At 36.7% G+C, this 26,559-nt stretch carries 30 protein-coding genes; 23 read left to right on the forward strand and 7 right to left on the reverse strand.

Annotation, left to right across the window (positions count from 1 at the left end; translation table 11 throughout):
• Positions 1-4 precede the first annotated feature (4 nt).
• From EHQ31_RS17460 to EHQ31_RS17485, 6 genes are all read left to right on the forward strand, one after another.
• Positions 5-700, forward strand: coding sequence for a potassium channel family protein (locus tag EHQ31_RS17460; protein ID WP_135572442.1), 696 nt, complete (start codon positions 5-7; stop codon positions 698-700).
• Positions 701-703: 3 nt separating this feature from the next.
• Entirely contained in the window at positions 704-1,480 is a 777-nt protein-coding gene (locus EHQ31_RS17465; protein WP_135572444.1) for a cobalamin-binding protein, read from the forward strand.
• An 85-nt stretch (positions 1,481-1,565) separates the two neighbouring features.
• A complete protein-coding gene (locus tag EHQ31_RS17470; RefSeq protein ID WP_135572446.1) occupies positions 1,566-2,405 on the forward strand; it encodes a MotA/TolQ/ExbB proton channel family protein in 840 nt (279 codons plus the stop codon).
• 20 nt (positions 2,406-2,425) lie between these two features.
• Entirely contained in the window at positions 2,426-2,845 is a 420-nt protein-coding gene (locus EHQ31_RS17475) for an ExbD/TolR family protein (RefSeq protein WP_135572448.1), read from the forward strand.
• Position 2,846: 1 nt separating this feature from the next.
• Positions 2,847-3,269, forward strand: coding sequence for an ExbD/TolR family protein (locus tag EHQ31_RS17480; RefSeq protein ID WP_015677138.1), 423 nt, complete (start codon positions 2,847-2,849; stop codon positions 3,267-3,269).
• 1 nt (position 3,270) lies between these two features.
• Positions 3,271-3,867, forward strand: coding sequence for an energy transducer TonB (locus EHQ31_RS17485; RefSeq protein ID WP_135572450.1), 597 nt, complete (start codon positions 3,271-3,273; stop codon positions 3,865-3,867).
• A gap of 92 nt (positions 3,868-3,959) precedes the next feature.
• Here the strand turns inward: EHQ31_RS17485 and EHQ31_RS17490 are convergent, their stop codons facing one another.
• Together EHQ31_RS17490 and EHQ31_RS17495 are read right to left on the reverse strand one after the other, a co-directional pair.
• Complete coding sequence (locus tag EHQ31_RS17490) at positions 3,960-4,796, reverse strand: LBF_0142 family lipoprotein (RefSeq protein WP_135572452.1); 837 nt, start codon at positions 4,794-4,796, stop codon at positions 3,960-3,962.
• A gap of 91 nt (positions 4,797-4,887) precedes the next feature.
• Positions 4,888-5,259 (reverse strand): phasin-related domain-containing protein, encoded by a 372-nt coding sequence (locus EHQ31_RS17495; RefSeq protein ID WP_135572454.1) that lies wholly within the window; start codon positions 5,257-5,259, stop codon positions 4,888-4,890.
• A gap of 242 nt (positions 5,260-5,501) precedes the next feature.
• On the opposite strand from EHQ31_RS17495, the gene EHQ31_RS17500 reads away from it, so the two are divergent.
• Positions 5,502-6,401, forward strand: coding sequence for an AraC family transcriptional regulator (locus EHQ31_RS17500; protein WP_135572456.1), 900 nt, complete (start codon positions 5,502-5,504; stop codon positions 6,399-6,401).
• A 75-nt stretch (positions 6,402-6,476) separates the two neighbouring features.
• On the forward strand, positions 6,477-6,926 hold the full coding sequence (locus EHQ31_RS17505; RefSeq protein ID WP_135572458.1) for a DoxX family protein: 450 nt from the start codon (positions 6,477-6,479) through the stop codon (positions 6,924-6,926).
• Positions 6,927-7,017: 91 nt separating this feature from the next.
• On the opposite strand, the gene EHQ31_RS17510 is transcribed toward EHQ31_RS17505, so the two are convergent.
• Positions 7,018-8,310, reverse strand: a complete 1,293-nt coding sequence (locus EHQ31_RS17510; protein ID WP_135572460.1) for a malic enzyme-like NAD(P)-binding protein — start codon at positions 8,308-8,310, stop codon at positions 7,018-7,020.
• Positions 8,311-8,443: 133 nt separating this feature from the next.
• Between EHQ31_RS17510 and EHQ31_RS17515 the strand changes: the two genes are divergently transcribed.
• The 15 genes from EHQ31_RS17515 to EHQ31_RS17585 all read left to right on the forward strand — a co-directional run bounded on the left by EHQ31_RS17515 (position 8,444) and on the right by EHQ31_RS17585 (position 23,273).
• Positions 8,444-9,160 carry an MIP/aquaporin family protein gene (locus EHQ31_RS17515; RefSeq protein WP_135572462.1) on the forward strand — a complete coding sequence of 239 codons (717 nt, stop codon included), beginning with the start codon at positions 8,444-8,446 and terminating at the stop codon, positions 9,158-9,160.
• Between the two features lie 218 nt (positions 9,161-9,378).
• Entirely contained in the window at positions 9,379-9,570 is a 192-nt protein-coding gene (locus EHQ31_RS17520) for a hypothetical protein (RefSeq protein ID WP_135572464.1), read from the forward strand.
• Between the two features lie 13 nt (positions 9,571-9,583).
• Complete coding sequence (locus EHQ31_RS17525; protein ID WP_135572466.1) at positions 9,584-10,171, forward strand: hypothetical protein; 588 nt, start codon at positions 9,584-9,586, stop codon at positions 10,169-10,171.
• 286 nt (positions 10,172-10,457) lie between these two features.
• Positions 10,458-11,999 carry a type I restriction-modification system subunit M gene (locus tag EHQ31_RS17530; RefSeq protein WP_135572468.1) on the forward strand — a complete coding sequence of 514 codons (1,542 nt, stop codon included), beginning with the start codon at positions 10,458-10,460 and terminating at the stop codon, positions 11,997-11,999.
• Positions 11,996-13,015 (forward strand): virulence RhuM family protein, encoded by a 1,020-nt coding sequence (locus tag EHQ31_RS17535; protein WP_135572470.1) that lies wholly within the window; start codon positions 11,996-11,998, stop codon positions 13,013-13,015. Before EHQ31_RS17530 ends, EHQ31_RS17535 begins: the two co-directional genes overlap by 4 nt.
• Positions 13,012-14,223 (forward strand): restriction endonuclease subunit S, encoded by a 1,212-nt coding sequence (locus tag EHQ31_RS17540; RefSeq protein ID WP_135572472.1) that lies wholly within the window; start codon positions 13,012-13,014, stop codon positions 14,221-14,223. The genes EHQ31_RS17535 and EHQ31_RS17540 overlap by 4 nt, the downstream gene beginning before the upstream one ends.
• A 100-nt stretch (positions 14,224-14,323) precedes the next feature.
• Entirely contained in the window at positions 14,324-14,770 is a 447-nt protein-coding gene (locus tag EHQ31_RS17545; protein WP_135572474.1) for a GxxExxY protein, read from the forward strand.
• Positions 14,767-15,936 carry an ATP-binding protein gene (locus EHQ31_RS17550; protein ID WP_135572476.1) on the forward strand — a complete coding sequence of 390 codons (1,170 nt, stop codon included), beginning with the start codon at positions 14,767-14,769 and terminating at the stop codon, positions 15,934-15,936. Before EHQ31_RS17545 ends, EHQ31_RS17550 begins: the two co-directional genes overlap by 4 nt.
• Positions 15,929-19,030 (forward strand): type I restriction endonuclease subunit R, encoded by a 3,102-nt coding sequence (locus tag EHQ31_RS17555; RefSeq protein ID WP_135572478.1) that lies wholly within the window; start codon positions 15,929-15,931, stop codon positions 19,028-19,030. Before EHQ31_RS17550 ends, EHQ31_RS17555 begins: the two co-directional genes overlap by 8 nt.
• Before the next feature lie 371 nt (positions 19,031-19,401).
• Positions 19,402-19,989, forward strand: coding sequence for a hypothetical protein (locus EHQ31_RS17560; protein ID WP_135572480.1), 588 nt, complete (start codon positions 19,402-19,404; stop codon positions 19,987-19,989).
• A 156-nt stretch (positions 19,990-20,145) separates the two neighbouring features.
• Positions 20,146-20,568, forward strand: coding sequence for an RDD family protein (locus EHQ31_RS17565; protein WP_135572482.1), 423 nt, complete (start codon positions 20,146-20,148; stop codon positions 20,566-20,568).
• A gap of 93 nt (positions 20,569-20,661) precedes the next feature.
• Complete coding sequence (locus tag EHQ31_RS17570; RefSeq protein WP_135572484.1) at positions 20,662-21,528, forward strand: DUF2167 domain-containing protein; 867 nt, start codon at positions 20,662-20,664, stop codon at positions 21,526-21,528.
• A 31-nt stretch (positions 21,529-21,559) separates the two neighbouring features.
• Positions 21,560-21,970, forward strand: a complete 411-nt coding sequence (locus EHQ31_RS17575; protein WP_135572486.1) for a DJ-1/PfpI family protein — start codon at positions 21,560-21,562, stop codon at positions 21,968-21,970.
• Between the two features lie 74 nt (positions 21,971-22,044).
• On the forward strand, positions 22,045-22,728 hold the full coding sequence (locus EHQ31_RS17580) for a hypothetical protein (protein ID WP_135572488.1): 684 nt from the start codon (positions 22,045-22,047) through the stop codon (positions 22,726-22,728).
• A complete protein-coding gene (locus EHQ31_RS17585) occupies positions 22,725-23,273 on the forward strand; it encodes a hypothetical protein (protein ID WP_135572490.1) in 549 nt (182 codons plus the stop codon). The genes EHQ31_RS17580 and EHQ31_RS17585 overlap by 4 nt, the downstream gene beginning before the upstream one ends.
• A 108-nt stretch (positions 23,274-23,381) precedes the next feature.
• Here the strand turns inward: EHQ31_RS17585 and EHQ31_RS17590 are convergent, their stop codons facing one another.
• The 4 genes from EHQ31_RS17590 to EHQ31_RS17605 are packed head-to-tail and all read right to left on the reverse strand — an operon-like array spanning position 23,382 to position 26,555.
• A complete protein-coding gene (locus tag EHQ31_RS17590) occupies positions 23,382-23,996 on the reverse strand; it encodes an LA_2478/LA_2722/LA_4182 family protein (protein WP_244247462.1) in 615 nt (204 codons plus the stop codon).
• A gap of 22 nt (positions 23,997-24,018) precedes the next feature.
• Entirely contained in the window at positions 24,019-24,756 is a 738-nt protein-coding gene (locus tag EHQ31_RS17595; protein ID WP_135572492.1) for an OmpA/MotB family protein, read from the reverse strand.
• Positions 24,753-25,406 carry an FFLEELY motif protein gene (locus tag EHQ31_RS17600; protein ID WP_135572494.1) on the reverse strand — a complete coding sequence of 218 codons (654 nt, stop codon included), beginning with the start codon at positions 25,404-25,406 and terminating at the stop codon, positions 24,753-24,755. The genes EHQ31_RS17595 and EHQ31_RS17600 overlap by 4 nt, the downstream gene beginning before the upstream one ends.
• A gap of 6 nt (positions 25,407-25,412) precedes the next feature.
• Positions 25,413-26,555, reverse strand: a complete 1,143-nt coding sequence (locus tag EHQ31_RS17605; protein WP_135572496.1) for an LIC13341 family surface-exposed protein — start codon at positions 26,553-26,555, stop codon at positions 25,413-25,415.
• Positions 26,556-26,559 lie beyond the last annotated feature (4 nt).

Raw genomic sequence — 26,559 nt, forward strand, 5'->3', positions numbered from 1 at the left:
TGGTATGCAAAGAAAAAAAATAGCTGTCATCGGCATTGGAAGTTTTGGAAAGTTATTTGTGCGATATCTTTTTGATGATGGTCATGAAGTCATTGCGATTGATAAAGATCCAATGGTCATTGATTCTATAAAAGATTATGTTACGATTGCGGTTACCTTGGATGCAACCGACGAACACGCATTACGTTCTCAAGGAATTATCGATGTAGATTATGCAGTCATTGCCCTTGCCGATGATTTTGAAACATCCATCATTTGTGCGGATAGTTTAAAAAAATGTGGTGTTAAAAATATTTACGCTCGTTACCAAACGGAACTGCAAATGAAAGTTTTAGAACTTCTGGGAATCAAAGATTTGTTTAATCCTGAAGAAAAAGCCGCAAGGAGTATGGCAGAAACATTATCTTTTTCTGGAATGCGTTCTAGTTTTTTACTCTCTGAAGAATACAGTGTGGTGGAAGTCGCGGTTCCCAAACGTTATATCAATCATACCATCGCCGATGCAGACTTACGTCATAAATACAATATCAATGTAATCACCATCAAACGTCCTACGATCAATAAAGAAACCAAACGAGCATCCGATTCTAAATCAGAAAAAATCTTAGGAATCCCACATGGAAATACCATCCTCAAAGAAGATGATATCATTGTTCTGTTTGGATCTCAAACTGACCTGGCTCGTTTTTTGGAAACATAAAGTATGGGTCCAGAAAGAATCATTTGTCTTACAGAAGAACCCACAGAGATGTTGTATCTTTTGGGAGAAGAAAAACGAATTGTTGGAATCTCTGTTTATACGGAAAGACCGGCCCGTGCCAAAGAAGAAAAAACCAAAGTCTCTGCCTTTATCAGTGGGAACTTAAAAAAGATCACGGCTCTCGAACCTGACCTCGTCATCGGATTTTCTGACATCCAAAGCCAACTTGCCAAAGACCTCATTGAACGAGGGTTAAATGTTCTTATCTTTAACCAAAGGTCTATCCCAGAAATCTTATCCAATATGCAAATCTTAGGAAACCTTGTGGGTCAGACCGAAAAAGCCAATTCACTCCTCTTAGAATGGCAAAACGCAATGGTTTCTTGGAAAAAAGAAAACGAATCCAAATCCAATAAACCAAAAGTTTTTTTCCAGGAATGGGATGAACCTATCATTACAGGAATCCAATGGGTAAGCGAAGCCATCACACTGGCGGGTGGCGAAGATTGTTTTTCCCACTTAAAAGACAAAAAACTAGCCAAAGACCGAATCATTACCGCAGACGATGTGAAAGAGGCCAATCCCGATGTCTATATCGGTTCTTGGTGTGGGAAGGCAATGGACTGGGACTGGGTGCGGAACAAACCCGAATGGTTATCCACAAACTTTATCAAATCCAATAAAATCTTTGAGCTAGACCCAAGCATTATATTACAACCAGGTCCTGCTTTGTTTTTAGAAGGCATTCCCAAACTGAAAGAGATCTTCTCCTCCCTCTAATTTCCTTCTTTGTCATTGCCCTGTAATCTAAATGTAACAAGGATATTCTAGATTTGAAACATATCAATTAGATATGGAGACATTCATGAACTTTTCATGTAACCTGACAAAGAAGAAAATCGCTTTGTCTTTTGTGACCTTACTTATCACAATCTTTACTCTTGCAGGAAAAATCGAAGCACAGGCAACACCTGCGGCACCAACCACTGAATCCACACAAACCACAGAAGCACCAACAGAAACTCCAGCTCCCGTAGCCGAAGCTCCTGCAGAAGCACCACAACAAGAATCTGAAATCGGACTCGTTAAATTGTTTGTGACTGGTGGATGGTCTATGTGGCCACTACTCCTTTCTTCTATCGTTGGATTTGGTGTGATCTTAGAAAGAATGTACTTTTTCTTCACAGCAAAACTAATCAGAAAAGGATACAACCAAGATTTACAAGATGCCATTGATGCTTCTGGAATGAATGGAATTGATGAATTCTTAAAAGCAAACGAAGGCCAAAAAATCACTGACGTATTAAAAAATGGTATGGAAGTTTCTCAAAACGATCCAGAGATTTTTGCATCTGGTATCGAAAGAGAAGCTGGTGAAGTGATGACTCTTCTCGAGAAAGGTCTTACAGTTCTTTCTGCAGTATCCACCATTGCTCCACTCGTTGGATTTCTTGGAACTGTATCTGGTATGATCAACGCATTTGATGCAATTGCAAACGCTGACCAAGTCAACGCAAAAGTGGTTGCTGGTGGTATCAAAGAAGCGCTGATCACAACTGCGGCTGGTCTAATCGTTGCGATTCCTGCAATGACATTCTACCAATACTTACAAGGCCGAGTTGCATTCTTTACTTCCGAAGTAGAAGAAGCTGCAAACAAAATCTATAAAGAATACTTAAAACTGAAAGCCGGTAAAAGAGCGTAAGTAACGGAAACTAACTAACCATGATTAAGTTAAAGAAAAAACAAGAACTAGAGGAGATATCGGCAGCATCCATGTCGGATATTGCCTTTTTACTCTTGGTATTTTTTATGGTAACTGCTGTATTCTTTGTAAAGGAAGGACTTAACATTTCTCTTCCTCGCAAACAATCCGAACCTCAGCCTTTTTTACGTAAGAATGTATTTGAAATTTTGGTAACACAAGACAGATACAAAATGCGTAACCCAGCATTCGGAACCAAAGAATATTCTAGTTTAAAAGAATTTCGTGATGACCTAAACCAAATGGAAATCCCGGATCTTAAAAACAAACTAGCACTCATTGTTACAACCGGTGATACCAAATATGCAAAGATGTTGGATGCTTTATCAGCAGTTCAACTTCGTGGATTTGAAAAAATCTCAGTGAGAAAGAAGAAATAATATGTTACGCAGAAAGAGAGTCGCACCTTCAGTTCCCGTAAGTTCGATGGCAGACATTGCCTTCTTACTCCTCGTGTTCTTTATGGTAACCTCCGTACTAGATTCGGATCCAGACCTTCCCATCAATTTACCAGATGTTCCTGGTGGAGAACAGTTAAACAAAAAGATAGCCAATCTTTATCTAACTGCTGATGAAAAAAGAACTGTCTATTTCAATTCAGTGAAGATGGAACTTAACGAAGCAATGAGTGAAATCAGAGCTAAAATTTCCACTACACCTGACTTAAAAGTTTTGATCCATGCAGATCAAGATTTGACTTATGAAGAGTTGGACAATGTATTCGAAACTCTCCGAGAGATTGGAGCCTTAAAGGTTTCTCTCGTTACCAAGACCACTCAAGGTGGCGGGTTAAAAGGAAAGTAACGTGAACGGAACAGTTGTTACACAAAAAAGATCCAAACGCGAAAGAATCCATAGGTTCATTGATAGATACAGAATCGAAACTGGTCTCGCCATTTCTGCCTTTTTACAAGCCATCATCATTCTCTTTTGGTTCACTCCTCATTTGGAAACCGATAGTTTGGATGACCTTGTAGAAGAAGTTGCTTTCATCGACAATGTCCAAATCCAAGAACCATCTACCGATTCCAAACCAACCGATGGTGATTTTGATCTTACTGACAAAGAAAAAGAAGAAAAAAAAGAAGATCCACGCATTGCCGGTGCTTCTGATCCCATCGTTTCGGGAGCTACTTCCCCAGTGGATTTATCACCTAACGTTCGTCCTGAATATACATCTGAGGCAAAAGCTCTTGGTGTGACAGGAACTATGACTTTGGAAGTGATCATTGGAAATACTGGCGAAGTGTTACGTGTCCGTTCCGTAGGAAAACAGTTAGGTGGTGGTCTTGAAGAAGAAGCCGTCAAAGTTTACCGCAGAAAAAGATTTTCTCCATCGATCCTAGAGGGAAAAGCCATCACAGTGAAGGTGCTTGTTCCCATTCGATTTACTTTAAATTAAAAATATCATTGGGGCGAATCCACCACCAAATGGTGGTGGACCTGGCTCTCCGCTGCAATCTGCAAGCAGGATTTCCGCTACGATCCCTTTCGCTATTCTGTTAACTCCAAGACTTTATCTTCTTCTTCCATAGGTTGTTTGGGAATTTCCATTTTTTCGATTCGGATTTCATGAACAAAATCAGCATCTTCAAACTGATCTAAAATACTAATCCTTCTGGGGTATTGTTTGTCGTTCCAAGGTTCATAGTATCCGAATTTGATCACACCTTTATAAAAACTAAACAGTTCGCGGTAAGTAAACTCCATCCATTCTAAGGCACCGCTTGTTTTTTCAAAGTAACCCACATATTGGTCTGTATCGGGAGTGGCATTTACCTGAACAGAAGTGAAATAAACCACTTCATAGTCTTGGCCTAATTTTTGATTGGAACCTGCATATTGAATGATAGGATATTCTGTGAGTCGCCAAGGTAGTGTTAGGTACAAACGGAGGGATTCTAAATAAACTCGAACTTCATCGTCACCAGTAAAAACTTTTCCAGTATCAGCAGCAATTTGGTAGGTGTCTTTTTTAACAAGTCCAAGGATCAGACCTTTTTTTTCACCACCAAGAAATTCCACTTCCATTGCATCTTTTTCAAAATCCAAATACACACGAAGTCTTTGTTCCGATTCTTTGATAGGTGTAAAAAATCGAACGAACTTAGAATGCCATACATCTTTTAAAACAAATTGAATATGTTTGTAACCTTTCCAATCACCTGGTGTGAGATCTTTTACAGGGGGATTGGTAATGATCGACAATCCCTTCTTTTTTAATTCAGGATTGAAACCTTCTTTTTGTAAGGTGGGAGGGCGTAAATCTGCCAATGAACAAGAAATACAAAATATAGAGAGAGAAATGAATGATAAATGGAAACGGAACATTGGTTCCAGGATGAGTCAAAAACGATCCTCTGTCAATAGGGAAAGAAAAGAGAAAAGGCCGGAATCCCCGACCTCTCTTCTTTAAAGAAACTTATGCTTTTGCAGCACCTGTTTTTTTGATAGATTCCGCAACTTCATTGATTTTTGCTTTTACGGATTCAATTTTTCCTTCAGGCATTTTTGCTTTGATTTCTTCAGCAATTTTGTTGTAGTTTTCTACGATTTTTGAACGAGTTTCGTCGTAGTTTTTTCCAGCAACACTAGAGAATTCTTTAATGTCTGTTAGGATTTTGTCAACGGATTGGCGAATCTTTACAGAATCTTCCGTATTGTCCAAAGCACCTTTGGATACTAATTCATTGTAAGTTGTTTCCAACTGAGTTTTTGCTTTATCAAGACCTTCTTTTCCTGATTGGAAAAGTCCGATACCTGCGTTAAGAATGTCCATGATTTGTTTTTCCATAATTTAGCTCCTGGTTTTCAACTAATTGTGCAATGCACAACACAATTATGTGCGTTGCACAAAATCTTACAAGAACTTTTTTATCCTAATTTGTAAATTTTTGAATTTTTTTTTCGTAGCCCCATTTACGATTCAATTCCAAAGAATTCTTCCTAAAGGGAAAAATACCACTATCCGCATTTTTTTATATTCGAATCCTCTAGATTTTGCCGGGTAACTTGTTACTTTAATCAAACAAAGAAATGAAAACTCTAAATTCACCATCCAAGATACAAACCGAAATCAAAAACATCCCGATGGTTCACTTAACAGATGTACATGAGGATGCCCAAAATCCCTATTTTTATGCCGGTCGTTTGGAAGAATTGCCAAATGAATTCCAAGACTTTGATAGTTCCCATAGGCATTCTTATTATGCGTTATTCTTTTTTACAGAAGGAGAAGGGAACCATTCCATCGACTTCACTTCCCATTCGATTACAAAAAATAGTCTTTTCTTTTTAAGGCCGGGCCAAGTCCATTCTTGGACTTTTTCAAAACCTGTGCAAGGTTTTGCCTTAAAGATTTATCCTGACTATTTATCCGAACAGGGAGGACAAGTCACAAACTTTCAAAACTATCCCTTTTTCCAATTGGGAAATGAAAATTCGAAACTAGTGGTAGAAGAAAGAAAACAGTTAAAAAACGATTTTGAAAGATTACTCACCGAAAAAAATTCAAAATCAAATTCTTCTATGATCTATCTTTTGATTCAGTTGGTTTTGCAACAATCACTGAAAGAATTTAATACATCCTTTACAGACAAAGTGACCGTCGATTCTAAGTTATGGGATTTTTTTCGTTTATTAGAAAATCATTTTAAAGACCAAAAAACAACTTCGTATTATGCAAAACAAATTGGAACTTCTTCTGGAAATCTAAACCAACTATGCCAAAAACAATATGGAAAGTCGGCAAAAGCAATCATCCAAGAAAGGCTGATTTTAGAAATCAAACGACTATTACTACATTCTGATTTGAATATCAACCAAATTGCTCTGACTTTAGGTTTCTTTGACAATTCCTACTTCAGTAAATTTTTTAAAAACCATACTGACAACTCACCTGAAAATTTTAGACGTTTGAAACGAAAACTACCATAAAAATCAAATTCTCTCCATTTACCAACTTTCTATTTTTCCGTAAGATACAACCAACACTTAGAAAAGGAAAAGAAAATGTTAGAAAAGTTATTCTACACAGAATCAAGTTGGTTTTTTACCTTACTCAGATTGGTTTTAGGTTTTGTGATTCTGCCACACGGATTACAGAAGTTATGTGGATGGTTTGGAGGGTATGGATTTTCTGCCACTTTGGATTTTTTTAAATCGGAAGGGATCCCCTACGCCATTGGTTTTTTAGTCATTGTGGCAGAATCTTTCGGGGCACTTGGACTCATCTTAGGATTTTTCACAAGGCTTTCCTCGTTCGGGATTGGACTTACCATGATCGGAGCAGCCATTTATGTGAGAAAAAACGGCTTTTTTATGAATTGGTTCAACCAACAACCCGGCGAAGGATTTGAATATCACATCTTAGCCATTGGAATTGCTGTGATTTTGATGTTCACTGGCGGTGGTCAACTAGCAATTGATAGTTGGGTTGCCCAAAAAATCAATTCTAATTGAACCCAATAGATTCCAACCAAATCTAAATACAAAGTTTTCGATTGTTTCGTTTCGATCATTCGAAACTGAGGGAATCTTTAATGTTTTGAATTTAGATTTCTAAAGCGCTGATGGGCTCTTGTTGTTGGGCCATGATGGATTCCAAAAACTTTACATAGGCGGCGCGACCTGGATACTCTACTTGGTTGACTCCTGTTTTGACAGCAGCCTCTGCTACGGCCGGAGCCACATGGTAAAGAACTCTTGCGTCCAAAGGTTTTGGAATGATATAATCAGCACCAAATCGAATTTCTTTTTCGTTGTAAGCTTCTGAAACTTCGATAGGAACCGGAAGTTTTGTGAGTTCGCTTAACGCATAAGCGGCAGCTAACTTCATTTCCATATTCACAACCTTTGCACGAACATCTAAAGCTCCGCGAAAGATAAATGGAAACCCAAGTACATTGTTGACTTGGTTATGATAATCACTGCGTCCCGTTGCCATAATAAGGTCTGGTCTGGCACGTTTTGCATCTGGATAAGGAATTTCTGGATCGGGATTGGCAAGAGCAAACATGATAGGTTTCTCAGCCATTGTTTTTACCATTGCTTCTGTTACCACATTGGCAACAGAGACTCCAATAAATAGATCCGTTCCAGGAAAAATATCTGCTAAGGTTTCTGCTTCGGTGTTACGAACAAAAGGTAACTTGGTTTCATGTAAATTAGTTCGTTTGTGATTGATCACACCACGAGAATCCAACATAAAAATGGATTCATGTTTGACTCCGATATGTGTTAACATCTCAGCAATCGAAATCGCAGCAGCTCCCGCTCCATTGATCACAACTTTGATATTACCAGCTTTTTTACCAGTAATCTCTAATGAGTTTAATAAGGCAGCAGTAGAGATGATTGCAGTTCCATGTTGGTCATCATGAAACACAGGAATCTTCATGCTTTCATCTAAAGTTTTTTCTATATGAAAACATTCCGGGGCACGAATGTCTTCCAAGTTGATACCACCAAACGTTGGTTCGAGGGCTTTTACAATGGTAATGAATTTTTCAGGATCGGTTTCATTGATTTCAATATCAAACACATCGATGCCTGCAAATTTTTTGAATAAAACTGCCTTTCCTTCCATCACTGGTTTTCCAGCGGAAGCTCCAATATTTCCGAGACCTAAAATGGCAGTTCCATTGGTGATGATTCCGACTAAATTTCCTCGGTTTGTGTATTCATAAACGAGATCCGGTTGTTTTTCAATTTCGAGGCAAGGGTAAGCGACACCCGGTGAGTATGCCAAAGACAGGTCGTAACTGTTCTCCGTTGGTTTTGTGGGAACAACTTTGGTTTTTCCTTTCGGAAACCTAGAGTGATACTCAAGTGCGCTATTTTTCATGGTCTATTTTCCCACGATTTATGATTCGATGGAAAATCCTAGAATAAATTGGAGGAACGGCCTTTCAAAAAAGGTTGAAGGAAGTTCTATGTCCCTTTAGATAAAGTCCTTACAAAAGCCACAGGGGGCAAATTTGGAACTCGTCGGAGAATTTTTTGGAACTGCTGTACTTATTTTACTGGGTGATGGCGTCGTTGCCGGTGTTTTATTAGAAAAATCAAAAGCAAAAGATGGAGGATGGATCACCATTACCACTGCTTGGGCTTTGGCCGTTTGTTTCGGTGTTTTGGTGGCAAAGGCCTTGGGTAGTCCTGGAGCTCATCTGAATCCTGCTGTGACCCTTTCTGTTTGCATCCAGTCGGGTGATTTTTCCAATTTTCTCCCCTATTGCCTCGCCCAAATCGCAGGGGCTGCCCTCGGTGCCACTCTTGTTTATTTGCATTACCTACCCCATTGGAAAGAAACCAAAGATTCTGGAAAGATTTTAGCTGTGTTCTCTACTGACCCTGCGATCAAACACACTCTTTCCAATGTCATTAGTGAAGGACTTGGGACCTTTCTTCTCATCCTCGGAATCCATGCCATCTTCTCTCCGTTCAACGGTGGTGCCACTGGTGTCGTCGGCACTGGATTTGTAGCACTCCTTGTTTGGGCCATTGGTCTTTCTATGGGTGGAACAACAGGTTATGCGATAAACCCGGCTCGTGACTTAGGCCCAAGGATTGCCCATTGGTTATTACCGATTCCTAATAAAGGAAATTCTAATTGGAAGTACGCATGGCTTCCCGTGGTGATCCCGTTAGTGGGTGGTGGACTTGCGGCGGTTGTGATTCGGTGGGGGATAGGGTAACCGGTGTAAGGGGTTTTTTCTGGATTCGAAAATCGCCTTAGGAAAGGTTGTTTTGATGAATAGTCTCAATTCCTAAGAAAGTATGCTTTATTTTCTCGTATAATAGTCGACATTTGAAAAGATGAGATATAAATGTAAAAAGTCTCATCAAATTTTCGAAAATTTGAGTCTTTTCACTAATTTTCAAAAAAAATAAGAATAGGACAAAAGGCAGAAAAATGGATTCCCCGTTTGATTTAGACTCTTCTCTATTTGCCACACAACCGGTTTTCAATGCTAATAAATATATAGTAGATTCAAGACCACTTTCCGAAGAAGAATTTAATCTTTCATTGAAACCTGACAATACTTCTATCTCCGTTGACTTAGTTAATAAAGAAATTTCATTCAACGCGAAGAAATATTTATAAAATTTAAAGTTCTATGAATGGTGATAGTAAACAAAAATTCAAAGAAAGGCTTTTAGAAATCTCAAGGGACATAATCCAAGATAGCCGCTTAGAGATTATCCCAGAAAATATTGATAAAGTATTTCAATATTATTTGCTATATAACCAAAAGACACACCATGAGATGAGCAAATCTGGAACACTCGTAGATTCTCATAAAATTGCCGCCTGTTTTTTATTTTCCATCATCAAAGCAAAGCCGTTATCTTTTACAATTACTGGTAAAAATAAATCACCTGATGAATTTCCTAGTTTTAAAGAGCGTACGGCAAATGAAATGTTAGGTTTCATATTTGGCTTATATATACTAAAAATATTTATTGAAAAAGAAGCAAAAACACCAGAGGAAATGTTCATTGCTCAAAAAGATATAGAATTACCTTCTTGCAAAGAAAATACTCAATATACTCATCACTTTATTCAAATTATTTCAAAAGAGAATATAGATATTGAACATAAGGAATTTAATCAGAATGTTATTTTTGTTTTCTCACATATTTATTTTCTTATAGAGAAATTTAGTTTTTATTACTGGTTAAGTTTTTACAAAAAAAGTCCTTAACGATATTTCCCGCATAACCGCGACATCCCTTCGAGCTTAGATTTTTTACCTTCAATTTAACAACTAGTTCCATTTGCAGGATAACATTTTCATCAATTGAAGTAAAAGATTTCTTTTCTATCGAAAAAGGCTAATATTCAATGGCTTTCAGAAAGTATTTGTACGCATTCTCAGCATTTTTAAGCTTACAATGTCTAAGTGTGTTTTTAGAGAGCTTAAAAAGCACTTATTTAAAGAACTATATTATTTATATAAATATCAAACGGAACCCAACAGGAATCACCCAATGACAGGAAGTCAACAAAGAGCCGCCCTACAAAGCCAAATCTGGAAAATCGCCAATGAAGTAAGAGGCGCCGTAGATGGTTGGGATTTTAAACAATACGTGCTAGGTGCTCTATTTTACCGCTTTATCAGCGAGAACTTTACTAGTTATATGGAAGGAGATGACGAAAACATCCAATATGCGTCACTCGCAGATAAAAAGATTACGCAAGCGATCAAAGATGATGCCATCAAAACAAAAGGTTACTTTATTTATCCGAGCCAGCTTTTTGCCAATGTCGTAGCAAAAGCTGATAAAAATGAAAATCTAAATACAGAATTAGCTGAAATATTTAAAGCCATCGAAGCTTCCGCAGTTGGTTATCCTTCAGAAGATGATATCAAAGGCCTATTTGCCGATTTTGACACTACAAGTAACCGTCTTGGGAACACAGTCGAAAACAAAAACAGTCGCCTAGCTGCTGTCCTGAAAGGGGTAGCTGGACTCGACTTTGGCGATTTTCACGGAAGCAAAATTGATCTATTTGGTGATGCGTATGAGTTTTTAATTTCCAATTATGCGGCCAACGCAGGTAAATCAGGTGGAGAATTTTTTACGCCTCAACATGTTTCCAAATTAATTGCGCGTCTTGCTATGCACAAACAAACGAGTGTTAACAAAATTTATGATCCTGCTTGTGGTTCTGGTTCTCTTTTACTTCAAGCAAAAAAACATTTTGATGAACATATCATTGAAGAAGGTTTTTTTGGTCAGGAAATCAACCATACTACTTACAACCTAGCGCGGATGAACATGTTTTTACATAACATCAACTATGATAAGTTTAATATCCAACTAGGGAATACTTTGATAAACCCTGAATTCAAAGAAGAAAAACCTTTCGATGCCATAGTTTCGAACCCGCCCTATTCGATTAATTGGATTGGTAGTGATGATCCTACTCTCATCAACGATGAACGGTTTGCGCCTGCAGGGGTTCTTGCTCCAAAATCCAAGGCAGACTTTGCCTTTGTTCTTCATGCACTTAGCTATTTGTCGAGTAAAGGCCGTGCGGCCATTGTATGTTTCCCTGGTATTTTTTACCGTGGTGGTGCGGAACAGAAAATCCGCCAGTATCTAGTCGATCACAACTATATAGAGACTGTGATTTCTCTGGCGCCTAACTTGTTTTATGGCACTACGATCGCTGTCAATATTCTTGTTCTTTCCAAACACAAAAAAGATACCACTACCCAGTTTATCGATGCCAGTGGTTTGTTTAAAAAAGAAACTAATAACAACACCCTCACCGATGAACATATTGATCAGATGATGCAGGCGTTTGATAAAAAAGAGGATCTTGAACATTTTGCAAAGTCTGTTCCAAATGAAAAGATCGCCGAAAATGATTATAATCTTTCAGTCAGTAATTATGTGGAAAGCAAAGACAATCGAGAGGTGATTGATATCACCAAGCTGAATGCTGAAATCAAAACAGCGGTAACAAAAATTGATAGGCTTCGTGCGGAAATTGATGTGATCGTAGCGGAAATTGAAACATGAGTAAAGAACTTCAGTTTCTGATCTACAACACTCCCAAGGATGATGTTAAGGTCAATGTGGTGGTGCATGGCGAAACAATCTGGCTTACGCAAAAAGCAATGGCTGACTTGTTTGGTGTGCAAATCCCTGCCATCAATAAACATCTAAAAAATATCTTCGATGAAGGGGAACTTGCCGAGGAAGTGGTTATTTCCAAAATGGAAACAACCACTGAGCATGGGGCAATCAAAGGGAAAACCCAAACAAAAGAAACGAACTTCTATAATCTCGATGCCATTATCTCTGTTGGCTATCGTGTCAATTCTGCAAAGGCCACCCAGTTTCGAATTTGGGCGACCAAAACCTTAAAGGAATTCATCCAAAAAGGTTTTGTTCTGGATGATGAACGTCTCAAACAAGGTTCTAATGCTTTTGGTAAGGATTATTTCCGCGAACTCCTTGATCGTGTTCGTTCCATCCGAGCAAGCGAAAGGCGTATTTGGCAACAGGTGACTGATATTTTTGCAGAATGTTCTATCGATTACACACCTAACTCGCAAATCACGAAAGACTTCTATGCAATGGTGCAAAATAAATTCCATTTCGCCATCGCAGGCCAAACCGCCGCCGAAATTGTTTTTCATAAAGCAGACCGAAATGCAGAACATATGGGTCTCACGACCTGGAAAAACGCGCCTGGTGGACGTATTCTCAAATCGGATGTAACCACAGCAAAAAATTATCTCTCGGAAACAGAAATCAAACGCTTAGAGCGAACGGTTTCTGGTTACTTTGATTATATAGAAGATTTGATAGAAAGGGAAAACACTTTCTCAATGGAAGATTTTGCAAATAGTATCAATGAGTTTTTGGCCTTCCGAAAATATGAAATCTTGTCTGATAAAGGAAAAATTTCTAAACAACAAGCAGATAACAAAGCATCGCTGGAATACGATGCCTTTAACAAAACCCAAAAAATAGTTTCCGATTTTGACAAAGCAATCAAAGCCATCGAGAAGAAAGGAAACCAATCATGAATCAGTTGCGATTTATCGAAAAACTGCTGGAGGGTGCTTCGGTCGAATGGAAACCATTAGGGGAAATCGGTGAATTAGTTCGTGGTAATGGTCTCCCTAAAACTGATTTTACTGAAACTGGTGTTCCCGCTATTCATTATGGGCAGATTTATACTTATTACAAACTATCAGCAAAAATAACTAAATCATTTGTTTCAGAAGAAACCGCCAGTAAACTTAAAAAGATTAATTGGGGCGATGTTATAATTACAAATACTAGTGAAAACTTTGAGGATGTTGGAAAGGCTTTGGTATATCTTGGCGATCGACAAGCTGTTACAGGTGGGCACGCAACAATTTTTAAACCTAATCGCCATATTCTAGGGAAATATTTTTGTTACTTCTCTCAAACAATTGAATTCACTAATCAAAAAAGAAAATATGCAAAAGGGACAAAGGTTATCGATGTTTCAGCAAATGACCTAGCTAAAATCGCTATCCCCATCCCCTGTCCTGAAAACCCAGAACGATCGCTGCAGATCCAAACGGAAATCGTTCGTATTTTGGATGCCTTTACCGAGCTTACTACCGAGCTTACTACCGAGCTTACTACCGAGCTTACGTTGCGGAAAAAACAATATCAATACCATCGGGATCAGTTATTGAGTTTTGAAGAAGGGGAAGTGGAATGGAAGACGTTAGGGGAGGTGGCGACTGTTGGAACAGGTAATCATGACACACAAGATGCGATTGAAGATGGTAAATACATTTTTTATGCACGTGGTCGATTGCCTCTAACACTTAATGTGTATGATTTTGATGAAACTGCTATAATCACAGCTGGAGATGGTGCTGGAGTTGGAAAAGTATTTCATTATGCTCAAGGAAAATATGCACTACATCAACGAGCCTATCGTATAGTTCCAAACGAAGCTATGGAGCCGAGATTTGTGTATCACTATATTGCCTCATGTTTTTATACATACATCCAAAAAACATCGGTTAATTCTTCTGTAACCTCTCTTCGTAGGCCAATGTTTTTAAATTTTCAGATACCTGTCCCCTCCCTATCGGAACAAAGGCACATCGTTGAAATCCTTGATAAATTCGATGCCCTTACTGCTTCGATTAGCGAAGGTTTACCTCGAGAAATTGAACTCCGCCAAAAACAATATGAGTATTATCGTGATATGCTGTTCAATTTTCCGAAGCCAGAGGGTATGGCGTAATGAATCAGGCTTTAAAAAATTCTCTTCCGCAGATTAAGAGGATTTTCGCAGATTCTTTTCTCAATCATCTTAATCTGTGTAATCTGTGGATCACTTTCTTATGAATCATGAAAATACTCTTCCACAGATAGATGCGGATTCTGATCAGAACGATAAAGAGACCTATTCCATTATTGGAGCCGCAATGAAGGTTCACCGGGAATTAGGGCATGGATTTTTAGAAGCTGTATACCAAGAAGCACTTGCAATTGAGTTTTCCAGGCAAGACATTCCATACAAACGAGAGATGCATATTCCAATCACATATGCGGGCGTTAAACTACAAACCCATTATCAAGTTGATTTTTTATGTTATGATTATATTATAGTCGAACTCAAAGCTTTGGCTCGTCTAACGGGAAATGAAGTAGCGCAGGTTATTAATTATTTGAAAGCAACAAAACTACAAAAAGGTTTATTATTAAATTTTGGCACTTCAAGTTTAGAATATAAGCGCTTAGTGTTTAAGCTGGGTAATTCTGTGCAATCTGCGGATAACTTAACATGAGTCACACACTTGCCGAAATTGCGCGGCAGCTAAAAGATAGCGATAAAAAGGTGCAGTTGATTTACGCTTTCAATGGAGTCGGAAAAACTCGTTTGTCACGAGAATTTAAACAGCTAATTGCTCCGAAATCGGAAACCGAGGAAGAGGAAACAGGGCCTTGGTTAGCGCGTGAAAAAATTCTATATTACAATGCCTTTACGGAAGATCTGTTTTATTGGGACAATGATTTAGAAAACGATTCGGAACCAAAGTTAAAGATACAGCCAAATACGTTTACGAATTGGATTATCAAAGACCAAGGGCAGGATCAAAAAATCATTGCTAATTTTCAGCGATATACTCATGAGAAATTAACTCCTCGGTTTAACGAAGAATATATAACGACAGACAAAGACGGTCGAGAAATTACGGTAAAGGCAAATTCCGAAGTTACATTTTCAATGCAACGCGGAGATGATAGGGACAATGACAAACTAAAAATTTCCAAAGGAGAAGAAAGTAATTTTGTTTGGAGTGTTTTTTTTACAATGCTCGCCCAAGTCATTAACGTATTAAATGTACCAGAACCTACCGATCGAGATACTAACGATTTTGATGAATTAGAGTATGTATTTATTGATGATCCAGTTAGTTCATTGGACGAAAATCACTTGATCGAGTTAGCGGTTAATTTAGCTAGCTTAATCAAATCAAGTTTGTCGAAAGTTAAGTTTATTGTTACAACTCATAATCCTTTATTTTATAATGTTCTCTATAATGAACTTAGCAATAAAACCTGTTATTTTTTAGAAAGATATGAGGATGAAACCTTTGCTCTTTCGGAAAAGAAAGGTGACTCAAATAAAAGTTTTTCGTATCATTTATTTTTAAGACAAACAATTGAACAAGCAATTGTCGATAACCAGATACAAAAATACCATTTTACGCTTTTGCGCAATTTATATGAGAAAACTTCTAATTTTTTAGGTTATAGAGAATGGAAAGAGCTCCTGCCCAACGAAAAACAGTCTTACTACAATCGTATCATTCAATTTACGAGTCATTCCACATTATCCAATGAAGCTGTTGCAGAACCAAGTCTAGAAGAAAAGCAAATAGTCACATTTTTACTAAAACATTTGCTAACCAATTATGGATACTTTCAAGAGGAGACGCAAAATGGTTGATATTACTAAACCAATAGCAGAATCAAAAAATTTTATCATTCTGGATAAATACACCAGAGAATGGCAAACCCAAGAAAACTACCAGAGCGAAGCAGATCTGGAACGAGAACTCATTCAAGATCTGCATAATCAAGGTTATGATTTCCTTCCAGGGTTGAATACACCAGAGAAGATGCTTACCAATGTGCGCGAGCAGTTGCAAGCGTTAAATAAAATGCAGTTTTCCGATAGTGAGTGGATCCGCTTTGTCGATGAGTATTTGGATAAACCAAATGACAATAACGTGGATAAAACCCGCAAAATTCATGATAACTTCATTCATGACTTTGTGTTTGATGATGGTCATATTCAAAACATCTATCTACTGGATAAAAAAAATATCACACGCAATCAATTGCAGGTAATCAAACAATTTGAACAAACCGGATCCAATGCGAATCGGTATGATGTAACGATTCTGGTAAATGGATTGCCTTTAGTCCAAATCGAATTGAAAAAACGTGGTGTTGCCATCAGGGAAGCATTCAACCAGGTACATCGCTACAGCAAAGAAAGTTTTAACAGCGAACATTCATTATACAAGTATTTACAATTGTTTGTCATCTCAAATGGTACAGACAGCCGATACTTTGCCAATACTACAAAACGAAACAAGAACAGTTTTGATTTTACGATGAATTGGGCGAAAGCCGATAACAGCCTCATCAAAGACTTAAAGGATTTTACTGCTACTTTTTTTCAAAAAAACACCCTACTCAATGTGCTTATCAACTATTCGGTGTTTGACGCAAGTGATACTTTGCTTGTTATGCGTCCTTACCAAATTGCGGCCACAGAACGGATTTTGTGGAAGATTAAAAGTTCAAACACAGCCAAAGACTGGAGTAAACCCGAAGGTGGCGGTTTTATCTGGCATACCACAGGTTCTGGAAAAACTCTCACTAGTTTTAAAGCGGCAAGACTCGCAACAGAATTGCCTTTCATCGATAAGGTGTTCTTTGTGGTGGATCGAAAAGATTTGGATTACCAAACCATGAAAGAATACCAGCGGTTTGCTCCAGATAGTGTCAATGGCTCTGATAGTACGGCGGGATTAAAACTTAACCTCGACAAAGATGACAATAAAATCATAGTTACAACAATCCAAAAGTTGAATCACTTAATGAAAAGTGAATCCGACTTAGCTATTTATGAAAAACATGTGGTATTTATTTTTGATGAATGCCACCGCTCGCAGTTCGGCGAAGCACAGAAAAATTTAAAGAAAAAGTTTAAAAAGTATTATCAGTTTGGTTTTACCGGAACACCTATTTTTGACCTAAATGCCCAAGGCGCAGAGACCACCATCGACGTGTTTGGAAGGGAATTACATTCTTATGTAATCACCGATGCCATCCGTGATGAAAAAGTATTGAAGTTCAAAGTAGACTACAACGATGTGCGCCCGCAGTTTAAAGCAATTGAAAGCGAACAAGATGCTGTAAGACTTACAGCTGCCGAAAACAGAGAAGCCTTATTACACCCTGATCGCATACGGGAAATTTCTCAATATATACTAAACCACTTCCGCCAGAAAACCCATCGTTTATTAGCCAATTCTAAAGGCTTTAATGCTATGTTTGCTGTAAGTAGCATCGATGCTGCAAAAGCTTATTATGAAACCTTTCAACAATTACAAAAAGACAAAGATAAACCTCTGAAAGTAGCTTCAATCTTTTCTTTTGCCGCCAATGAAGAACAAATTGCAGTGGGTGAAATTTCTGATGAGAGTTTCGAAGTTTCCGCCATGAATAGTAGTGCCAAGGAATTCTTAACATCAGTAATAGATGATTACAATCTTCTGTTCAAAACAAATTTTAGATTAGATAGTAATGGGTTCCAAAATTATTATCGTGATCTTGCGCAACGAGTCATAAAGCAAGAAGTAGATTTACTGATAGTAGTTGGGATGTTCTTAACTGGTTTCGATGCTCCTGCTTTAAACACTTTATTTGTAGATAAGAATTTGCGTTACCACGGATTACTTCAAGCGTATTCACGCACCAATCGTATCTATGATGCGACCAAAACTTTTGGCAATATTGTTACCTTTCGAGATTTAGAAGATGCGACGAAAGCTGCCATCACTCTGTTTGGTGATAAAAATACTAAAAATGTCGTATTGGAAAAAAGTTATAAAGAATATATGGAAGGTTTCACCGATCTAGTTACTGGTGAAGCTCGACGTGGTTATAAAGATGTAGTAGCTGACCTGCAAAAGCACTTTCCAAATCCTGACGCAATTGAAAAAGAATCAGACAAAAAAGCTTTCGTAAAACTATTTGGCGAGTATTTACGAGTGGAGCATATCCTACAAAATTACGATGAATTCGCAAGCCTAAAGGCGTTACAAAACATCGATCTTGAAGACCAAGAAGCAGTTGAATCTTTTAAAGCAAAACATTATTTAAATGATGAAGATATAGTAAAATTGCAAACGATTGAAATTCCGCCTGAACGAAAAATTCAGGATTATCGTTCTACATACAATGACATTCGCGATTGGCTCCGTCGTGAAAAAACAAGTTCTGAAAAAGAAAAATCCTCTATTGATTGGGATGATGTAGTATTTGAAGTAGACCTTCTCAAATCACAAGAAATTAACTTAGATTATATTCTAGAATTGATTTTCGAAAATAACAAAAAGGTCAAAAACAAAGTAACTCTAATCGAAGATGTACGCCGTGTGATTCGTGCAAGCATCGGAAACCGTGCAAAAGAAAGTTTATTAGTTGATTTCATCAACCAGACTGATCTTGAAAAAATAGGTGATAAAGCTAGCATCATAGAAGCTTTTTTTGCATTTGCGCAAGAGGAACAAAAACGAGAAGCTGATGACTTAATAATAGCAGAGAAATTAAATCAAGAAGCGGCGAAACGATATATTCTTACTTCATTAAAGCGTGAATACGCAAGCGATAATGGTACAGAGTTAAACGCAATTTTACCAAAAATGAGTCCCTTAAACCCAGATTACCTCAAAATAAAACAAAATGTTTTTCAGAAAATATCAGCATTTGTTGAGAAGTTTAAAGGTGTCGGCGGACAAATATAAAACAGTGTAAAGCCATTGGATCAGGAGATGATCCTTTTTGTCCTTGACCACAGACTAACGTCATCAATGAAACGATTCAATTAAAAAATATTACTGATCCAATTGGTTAATACTTTAAATTGTTTTTATGGTATCGGCAGGATTGTACCCACTAAACATGTTGGCGGTAATTTTGAAATAACAGAAAAAAAATACGTTTTCGAGCATCCAACTGACTTTCGCAATCCACCTTCATACTGCAAAAAAATCGATAATCTTTAATCAGTTCGTTTATTTTTCCATTTTAACCAAAAAATAAATTCTTAAATTTCTTTTTCCCTGCAACAAATCCGTTAGGTGACTGTTAATCAAATAAACCGGAATCCTAAAAAATGAAAAATAAACTTTTACTCGTTGCCTTACTCGCTCTCCCCTTTCTCGCAATTTTCGCTACAGAAACAGAAACTTTAGATACTTTTCGTGGAATCAATTTTTCTACAACGGAAGCGCAAAAAATAAAGGCTATGTCCATTTACATTCCTCAAGTGGCAAAGCGTTCTGACTCCACGCATCTGAAGGATAAATTTCCGATCACTTTCTTTAAGGCAGATTGCAGTCAGGAAACGGAATGTTTTTCATTATTAATTGCAGTGTCCGTCATTCCAGAATCTATCAAATCCTATGATACATTGGTGGAAGAATCAAAAGCTACTGATTTTATCAATCCACCGTACGAAGTGAACAAATGGGTGGAACTTCTTTCCTTTAAAACCGAAAAAACAAAAATTCTAATGGGACCTGGTGAAATTCTCGGAACGAAGATTAACGCTTTTTATTATATAAAAGAAACGAATGAAACTTATAGAGTTTCCATGAACTTAATCTATCATCCTAAGTTTCCAGAGGAAGAATGGAAAGATATCTTAATGCATTCATTTCTGATTCTAAATAGCATACAAATTGAATCGATTGCAAAATGAAAGTGGCAAATTAAAAAGCCACAGCTCTATACCGACGTTTCAATCTCCCAAAACGGATAAATGTTGAAACTTTTGAATCATTTATTTAAACCAAAGGAAAAATTTGAATTTTAATATTTACTTTCTTTCCCCTAACATCCAGTTTAGGACACAGAAATGACTACCACCCCAAAACCACCAACTAACAATCTTATTTCGGCCGCTGCATCCATGAGCGACAGATACATAGCAATGATTTATGATGCGATTTTTTTCCTGTTGCTTATCTTTGTTTCGGCAAAAATAATTTTATTCCTAAACGTAGATGGCCGCCTGGCCCAATACGTCTTCTTTGTTTTTCTCTTTTTATACGATCCTTTATGTGTAAGTTTTTTTCGGGCTACGCCTGGACATTATATCAAAGGTTTAAGAGTTGTTTCAACAGATGCCAAAAACTTAAATTTATTCAAAAGTTTCATTCGTTATATTGCCAAAATCACTTTGGGGATATTATCTTTAATCACAATATTAGGATCTAAAAAACAAGCTGTACATGATAAACTAACGTCTTCTTATGTGGTGTATAAAAATAAATTGTAATCAAATTACCACCATCTAACAATGACTGTTGTTATTGTATTCCAACTCGTTTTCTGCCAATATCACAAATTCTCAAACTAAGGAGTAAACTTCATGAAAAATCTAAAAACACTACTCATCGGACTCTTGATTTCTTTTTCGCCATTGTCCGCCGAAGATGATGTTCTTAAAAAAATTAACAATCTCAAATACCAAACGGGAAACGTAACCATCGGAGACAAACTTGCTACTGTCAAAGTTCCGAAAGGTTTTAAATTTTTGGACGCAAAACAAAGCCAATTTGTTTTACACGATGTCTGGGGGAACCCATTAAATGAAGGAATTCTAGGCATGCTTTTTAAAGCTGACCAGTCACCCATCAGCGACAATTTTACTTATGCCATTTCCTATTCATTTTCAGAAGATGGATACGTAAGTGATTCTGATGCAAACGAAATTAACTATGATGATCTTTTAAAATCCATGAAAGAGGATATATCAGAAGGAAATGAAGATCGAAAAAAAGAAGGATACCCTACTTTAGAATTGATTGGTTGGGCCAATAAACCTTTCTATGATGCAAACAGCAAAAAACTTCATTGGGCTAAAGAAATTAAATTCGAGGGTGAAGAAGTTAATACTTTAAATTATAATATTCGTATCCTTGGAAGAAAGGGAATACTTGAATTAAATGCAATTTCCGATATCCAAAAACTAAACCTCGTCCAAAAAGATATTCCAGCCATTATCGCATCCACTGAGTTTAACGATGGGGAAAAATATGCGGATTATTCACCAGGAGTTGATAAACTCGCAGCTTATGGAATTGGTGGACTGATTGCAGGAAAGGTATTAGCGAAAGCTGGTTTTTTTGCTTTGTTACTTAAATTTTGGAAAATCATCGCAATTGGTGCTGTAGCAGCCTTAGGTGTTCTGAAAAAATTATTCACCAAAAAAGCAGATAATTCTTCAGTCGAATAATCATTCAAATGGTTCCAATTGATTTTTACATATGAAAAAAGTATTACTCTTACTCGCCAAAGGGTTCGAATCTTTTGAAGCCAGTGTTTTCATTGATGTCATCGGCTGGAACTTAGTTGATGGAGACAAAACAACAAAACTTTATACCTGTGCTTTCCAAAAGGAAGTGGAAGGTTCGTTTGGTGTTAAATTCAAAGTGGATTATTTAATCAGCGAAGTGGACATAAACGAATTTGATGCTTTAGCCATACCTGGTGGGTTTGAAGAATATGGTTTTTATGAAGAAGCATACCACCCAGATTTTTTAGAGTTGATTCACAATTTTAACAAACAAAATAAAATCATTGCTTCCATTTGTGTGGGGGCACTGCCTATCGCCAAGTCAGGTGTTCTGCACCGCCAAACAGAACAAAAAACTGTATTAGAATACTCTCATTTCTAAAAAATACCTTAAATTATCATCGGTTCTTTGTTATATTGATAGACAAAACTTAATATTTCCAAATGAATATGCCTATGAATAGGCTAATCGTTGTATTATTATTTCTTTCCACCATTAGTTGTAAAACGTTTGACTACAAATGGAATTTGAATGGAAGAACTTATTTACCAGTAAACAACTCTTATGAGGATGAAAATTGGAAAATCATTATCAGTGAAATTAGTGAAACAGAAGAATTAGATAGTACTGATAAATACTTAAAAATTAAACTGACGTTTCAAAATAAGACAAAGAAATATAGAAATTTAAAACTAAGACAAACTTCATTTTCGGAATACAATTTTAATTATATATTAAGAAACAGTTTTATTGGAATTGTAAATGTTTATAAAAAAAATCCAGACCTAGTCGATTTAGAACATTTTTACCGTAAAGCTGGCGTCACCGTTAAACTCAAATCTAAACTTAAAGATATCCCAGAAAGATTTGAAAGATACAAAGAGAATGCAAAAGAAAATTCAGGTTTGATTGCACTTTCTTGTGATGGAAGTAATTCAGGATACGATGTGAGACGCCCAGATAGCACCTCAGATTGGTTAGCTCCTGGTGAAACCGCAGAAGATTATATTAGCTGTCCTCTACCACAAGGAATGACTTTGGTTAGTATATTCTCAGCTGGAGATTTCGAAATCCCAATTAAAAACGAAGCTATTTACCACAAAGAAATTAACAATGCATATGGAGATTTTCTCAAATGAATTTCATATATAAAATTTCAATCGTTCTATTTTTTATAAACTGCAACAGTTCTTTTTATACTTACACAATAAAAGAGAATAATGTAAAGTATTCCTCTAATTTACAACATAGCTCAACAACTAAAAAGAATATCCTTTTCTTAACTGAAGGTTATCTCGATGATTTAGCAGATTTGTTAGTCAAACGCGGTCATAATGTTGATAGAATGAAAATATCTAAGGAAAATTTTCAATTAGGTAGCAATTATGATTTAGTAGTAGTTTTGAATAGTAATACCTTAGACATAAATAAGGAAACTTATTATGAACTCCCAAATATTTTCACTTTAGGATTAATTCCTTATTATGCAAATTTTAATAGAAATTATGAATTTTTTATCTTTCAAAACAATAAACAAATTAATATTAATTACAGCTTATCGTTAACTCAATATCGCGGTTGGCCTATGCTTTTAATTAATCTTTTTAGAGACGAAAAAAAGGCACTCTATTTTCCAAATACCGAGTTAAACATAAAATTATCTAATATTATCGAAAACAAATAAAATCTTTAATTATTTTTGTTAATTCGATACAACTTAATTTTCCACTAAGCACTTTATAGTGCTTAGTTTTTAGTTCCGCGATTAAAATGATATAAACTTAGAAGGTAGCTAATTTCCGTTTTGGATCGTCTGAAATACTACACAAGAATTTACAGATTCAATCTTCCCTTCTTGTAAATCCTTACAGCTGAACTGTAAAATTTGTTTGTGACATTCTTTATAGGCAGTTTGAATCGCTAAAGGATCACCACCAATTAATTTGTACGCATTACTTTCTCGAAATCTTTTTTGGCATTGCGTTTCTTCTAATCTTCCTTCGGTAAATTTTTTCAAATTTTCTGGTATCGTTTTCCATTCCTTATCAGCACATTCTCGATACTTTGCACAAATCTCCGCAGTTATACCCAAAGATTCATTTTGCCATTCTACATTCGCCATCCCTTTGTCTTTTTTGCAAGATACTGCCGTAATCAAAATGAAAAAAGATAAAAAAAGAATCAGTCCATTTTGTGATTTTGCTTTAGAAAAAGAATGAACCGTACGGCTTTTCATCGAGATTCGTTTATTTCCCAAACTGGAGTGTAAGTTATCCGTATTGCGCATAGCCGCCAAACTGATTCGTGTTTTAATTGAATTACGTTTATCTCCCAAACTACCAATTGTGTTATTCGCATTACGTATAATACTATTCAACTTTAGAAAAATTTGATTTAGTAAGTTCATAATTTCCTTTGATTTTCCTATTTTATTTTGCAGTTTCTGCTGTTTCTTTTTTTCGTATCAAAATTTCGATTCGTTCTTCTTTTGCTTTTTTTTCTGGCGTATCTGAATCTTTCGATTTTTGAAACATGGCATAACCTTGGACAGAGATTTGTTCTTTAGGAATTCCATATTCATTCACCAATTTTTCTGCAAGTAAAGATGCTCTATGGGAATGATAATCCCATGAATTTTGAAATTTCGATTTGTCGATTTGTGATTCGTAAGGAATTTGTACACGAACGACTATATCAATGTCCATTCCTTTGGATAATTCAGCCAATTGTTCAAAGGCAAATTTTAAATCTGGATCTGCTTTTAAAATATCATCCGATGCTAAATCTGAACCGGCGAAAGTTAACTTTAGTTCTTCGGTTTCAGCAAGACCAAGTTTTAATTTTGCTTTTTCTCGAAGTGTTTTTAATGCAAAACCGATACGTTCCCATAAACGAAACACTTGTGACTTTGGTTCCATTGTATCATCTTCTAAAATGCCAGACCCACCATCCAATAGGGCGCCCACAGAAGATACATTCAAACCAAATCCTCGTTTGATATCTTTTGCTACTTCCGTTAGGCGGTTGGCGTCAACTTTACTAATCGCATATAGTATAATAAAAAGTCCAAGTAACAAGGTAATCATATCGGCATAAGTTAAAAGCCAACGATCATGTGCTTCAACATGTTCTTCTTCTTTCGATATAAATCTAGAACGCCTTCTCATGTTTCCTCTTTAAGAGTTGGGAATGCCTTATATAGAAAATCCCATTCCTTTTCCTGAACTATAGCATAAAACTCATTAAACAAATCTTGGTGTACTGGCAATGTAGCGTAGTATCCTTGTTCCACTTTTTTAAATAGAGGATACACTCCAAGTAACCGCGCCATCATTGAGGCCGGTTTGATGATATATGCGCTGACAGGTTTATGTGCCAACTCATAGAATTTTTTGAGGTTAAAAAGAACGACTTCTAATTGTTTTTTACGAGTTTCTCTTCTATCCAATTCACAAAACAAAGTAAAATACTGCTCTTGGGTTATTTCCTTTCCCAATTCCCAACCTTTAGAAAGAAGAAGTTCGGCCATTTGTATGTCCAGTTCGTCGGTGATAGAATTTAACTCGATCAATCGTTCGACACTTTCCCTAGTACCTTCTTTCATCATATTTTTTACTTTTTCATAAGTGGAGAATGCTAAAGTTTCCCACTCTTCTTTACCATCTAAGTTGTAAACGGTTTCAAAAAAGAACTTAGCCATTTCTATCGTTTCATTGCGATGAAAGAAATCGTAATAAAAGAGATGAAATCGGTCTACTTGAACGCGAACAATTTCTCTTCTAGCAAGTGCAAGTTCTTTCGTTAGCTGGTGTTTCATCTTTTATTAATTTGTAGGTGATTCCAAAAGATAAGATGGAAATCCTTGTTGATCACGTTCAAAAGGAGCAATGGAGAACTGATTAGGTATCGAAACAATTTCTTGATAAAATTTATAAGTGGAACGAAATAAAATTTTTGGATTCGCAGATTCTTTTGGTGTGTAATAAAATTTTATACCATAACGGAAGTTATTTGCCCATCCTTCTTTAGTAACCTCTAGGAGTGGATATTCCGCAGGAATTTTTTTATTTTGGACAACATTAAACACAATGTCCCCTTTTTTATACAACCTCACTCCTTGCGTTTCTCCAGCCAATCGAACGGATCCTGCTTCGGGAAATGACAATGATAGATATGTTAAACTAACATAGTTTCCGCGATTCTTTAATTGTAAAGTGACAAGTGACTCTTTTCCAACTTCAAATTTTGGCGCGACTTCTAAGGAAACAAAAGCAGGAACAGGTTGCATAGGAAGATTCGGAATCATCTCCCATCCGTTAAATACAAACTCTTGAGAATAATTAGGATTAGTTGGAAAAATACGAAAGGATTTATCTTTTTGATTATACTCAAAATCCACACGTTTACTTCTTTTTAATTCCTCGTGTTCTTTGAGTTGGAACCCGTCCCATATTTTTTTGCCCTTACGATAACCCATAGGCACCGAAAACATACCTAACGGTGGTTCTTCGGCAAGAACTTCCACAAATACAGAATTAAAATTATCACCAGGTAGTTCCGCAACTACAATCCGGCGAAGACAATCTCCAGCAAAAGTTACTTTCTCCTTTCCTGGCGCAGACCCCGGAACCCACGAATTTAGTTTTGCATCGTAATACATCGGACCCAAGTTTTGCAAAAAGAATTCCAATTTCCAAAGATAGGTCCAACTCGAACCATCTTTCCGAAAAGCAGTAAGAACCTCACTTGTGCCTGATTGGAACAAAACTAAAGTTTCCATCTCTGGAGATTCATCCAAATTGATCTGCTTTTGGCTTAAAACCCGTACAGGCTGTCCGTTATCATTACCGTAGACTGCCTGTCGAATTTCAGAATCAGAAGGGTGTTCCTTTTGGGAACAAGATCCCAAAAAGACAAATGTGAAAAGAAAAGTGGCCGATAAACGAGACAAAATGAATAATTTCATAGGA

The organism is Leptospira montravelensis (genome assembly GCF_004770045.1).
Classification (GTDB): Bacteria; Spirochaetota; Leptospiria; order Leptospirales; family Leptospiraceae; genus Leptospira_A; species Leptospira_A montravelensis.

What these genes read in the sequence shown, in the direction of transcription:
- EHQ31_RS17460 (WP_135572442.1), top strand. Translation starts at nt 5, where the DNA reads ATGCAAAGAAAAAAAATAGCTGTCATCGGCATTGGAAGTTTTGGAAAG.
- EHQ31_RS17465 (WP_135572444.1), top strand. Translation starts at nt 704, where the DNA reads ATGGGTCCAGAAAGAATCATTTGTCTTACAGAAGAACCCACAGAGATG.
- EHQ31_RS17470 (WP_135572446.1), top strand. Translation starts at nt 1,566, where the DNA reads ATGAACTTTTCATGTAACCTGACAAAGAAGAAAATCGCTTTGTCTTTT.
- EHQ31_RS17475 (WP_135572448.1), top strand. Translation starts at nt 2,426, where the DNA reads ATGATTAAGTTAAAGAAAAAACAAGAACTAGAGGAGATATCGGCAGCA.
- EHQ31_RS17480 (WP_015677138.1), top strand. Translation starts at nt 2,847, where the DNA reads ATGTTACGCAGAAAGAGAGTCGCACCTTCAGTTCCCGTAAGTTCGATG.
- EHQ31_RS17490 (WP_135572452.1), bottom strand. Translation starts at nt 4,796, where the DNA reads ATGTTCCGTTTCCATTTATCATTCATTTCTCTCTCTATATTTTGTATT.
- EHQ31_RS17495 (WP_135572454.1), bottom strand. Translation starts at nt 5,259, where the DNA reads ATGGAAAAACAAATCATGGACATTCTTAACGCAGGTATCGGACTTTTC.
- EHQ31_RS17500 (WP_135572456.1), top strand. Translation starts at nt 5,502, where the DNA reads ATGAAAACTCTAAATTCACCATCCAAGATACAAACCGAAATCAAAAAC.
- EHQ31_RS17505 (WP_135572458.1), top strand. Translation starts at nt 6,477, where the DNA reads ATGTTAGAAAAGTTATTCTACACAGAATCAAGTTGGTTTTTTACCTTA.
- EHQ31_RS17510 (WP_135572460.1), bottom strand. Translation starts at nt 8,310, where the DNA reads ATGAAAAATAGCGCACTTGAGTATCACTCTAGGTTTCCGAAAGGAAAA.
- EHQ31_RS17520 (WP_135572464.1), top strand. Translation starts at nt 9,379, where the DNA reads ATGGATTCCCCGTTTGATTTAGACTCTTCTCTATTTGCCACACAACCG.
- EHQ31_RS17525 (WP_135572466.1), top strand. Translation starts at nt 9,584, where the DNA reads ATGAATGGTGATAGTAAACAAAAATTCAAAGAAAGGCTTTTAGAAATC.
- EHQ31_RS17530 (WP_135572468.1), top strand. Translation starts at nt 10,458, where the DNA reads ATGACAGGAAGTCAACAAAGAGCCGCCCTACAAAGCCAAATCTGGAAA.
- EHQ31_RS17535 (WP_135572470.1), top strand. Translation starts at nt 11,996, where the DNA reads ATGAGTAAAGAACTTCAGTTTCTGATCTACAACACTCCCAAGGATGAT.
- EHQ31_RS17540 (WP_135572472.1), top strand. Translation starts at nt 13,012, where the DNA reads ATGAATCAGTTGCGATTTATCGAAAAACTGCTGGAGGGTGCTTCGGTC.
- EHQ31_RS17545 (WP_135572474.1), top strand. Translation starts at nt 14,324, where the DNA reads ATGAATCATGAAAATACTCTTCCACAGATAGATGCGGATTCTGATCAG.
- EHQ31_RS17550 (WP_135572476.1), top strand. Translation starts at nt 14,767, where the DNA reads ATGAGTCACACACTTGCCGAAATTGCGCGGCAGCTAAAAGATAGCGAT.
- EHQ31_RS17555 (WP_135572478.1), top strand. Translation starts at nt 15,929, where the DNA reads ATGGTTGATATTACTAAACCAATAGCAGAATCAAAAAATTTTATCATT.
- EHQ31_RS17560 (WP_135572480.1), top strand. Translation starts at nt 19,402, where the DNA reads ATGAAAAATAAACTTTTACTCGTTGCCTTACTCGCTCTCCCCTTTCTC.
- EHQ31_RS17565 (WP_135572482.1), top strand. Translation starts at nt 20,146, where the DNA reads ATGACTACCACCCCAAAACCACCAACTAACAATCTTATTTCGGCCGCT.
- EHQ31_RS17570 (WP_135572484.1), top strand. Translation starts at nt 20,662, where the DNA reads ATGAAAAATCTAAAAACACTACTCATCGGACTCTTGATTTCTTTTTCG.
- EHQ31_RS17575 (WP_135572486.1), top strand. Translation starts at nt 21,560, where the DNA reads ATGAAAAAAGTATTACTCTTACTCGCCAAAGGGTTCGAATCTTTTGAA.
- EHQ31_RS17580 (WP_135572488.1), top strand. Translation starts at nt 22,045, where the DNA reads ATGAATAGGCTAATCGTTGTATTATTATTTCTTTCCACCATTAGTTGT.
- EHQ31_RS17585 (WP_135572490.1), top strand. Translation starts at nt 22,725, where the DNA reads ATGAATTTCATATATAAAATTTCAATCGTTCTATTTTTTATAAACTGC.
- EHQ31_RS17590 (WP_244247462.1), bottom strand. Translation starts at nt 23,996, where the DNA reads ATGAACTTACTAAATCAAATTTTTCTAAAGTTGAATAGTATTATACGT.
- EHQ31_RS17595 (WP_135572492.1), bottom strand. Translation starts at nt 24,756, where the DNA reads ATGAGAAGGCGTTCTAGATTTATATCGAAAGAAGAAGAACATGTTGAA.
- EHQ31_RS17600 (WP_135572494.1), bottom strand. Translation starts at nt 25,406, where the DNA reads ATGAAACACCAGCTAACGAAAGAACTTGCACTTGCTAGAAGAGAAATT.
- EHQ31_RS17605 (WP_135572496.1), bottom strand. Translation starts at nt 26,555, where the DNA reads ATGAAATTATTCATTTTGTCTCGTTTATCGGCCACTTTTCTTTTCACA.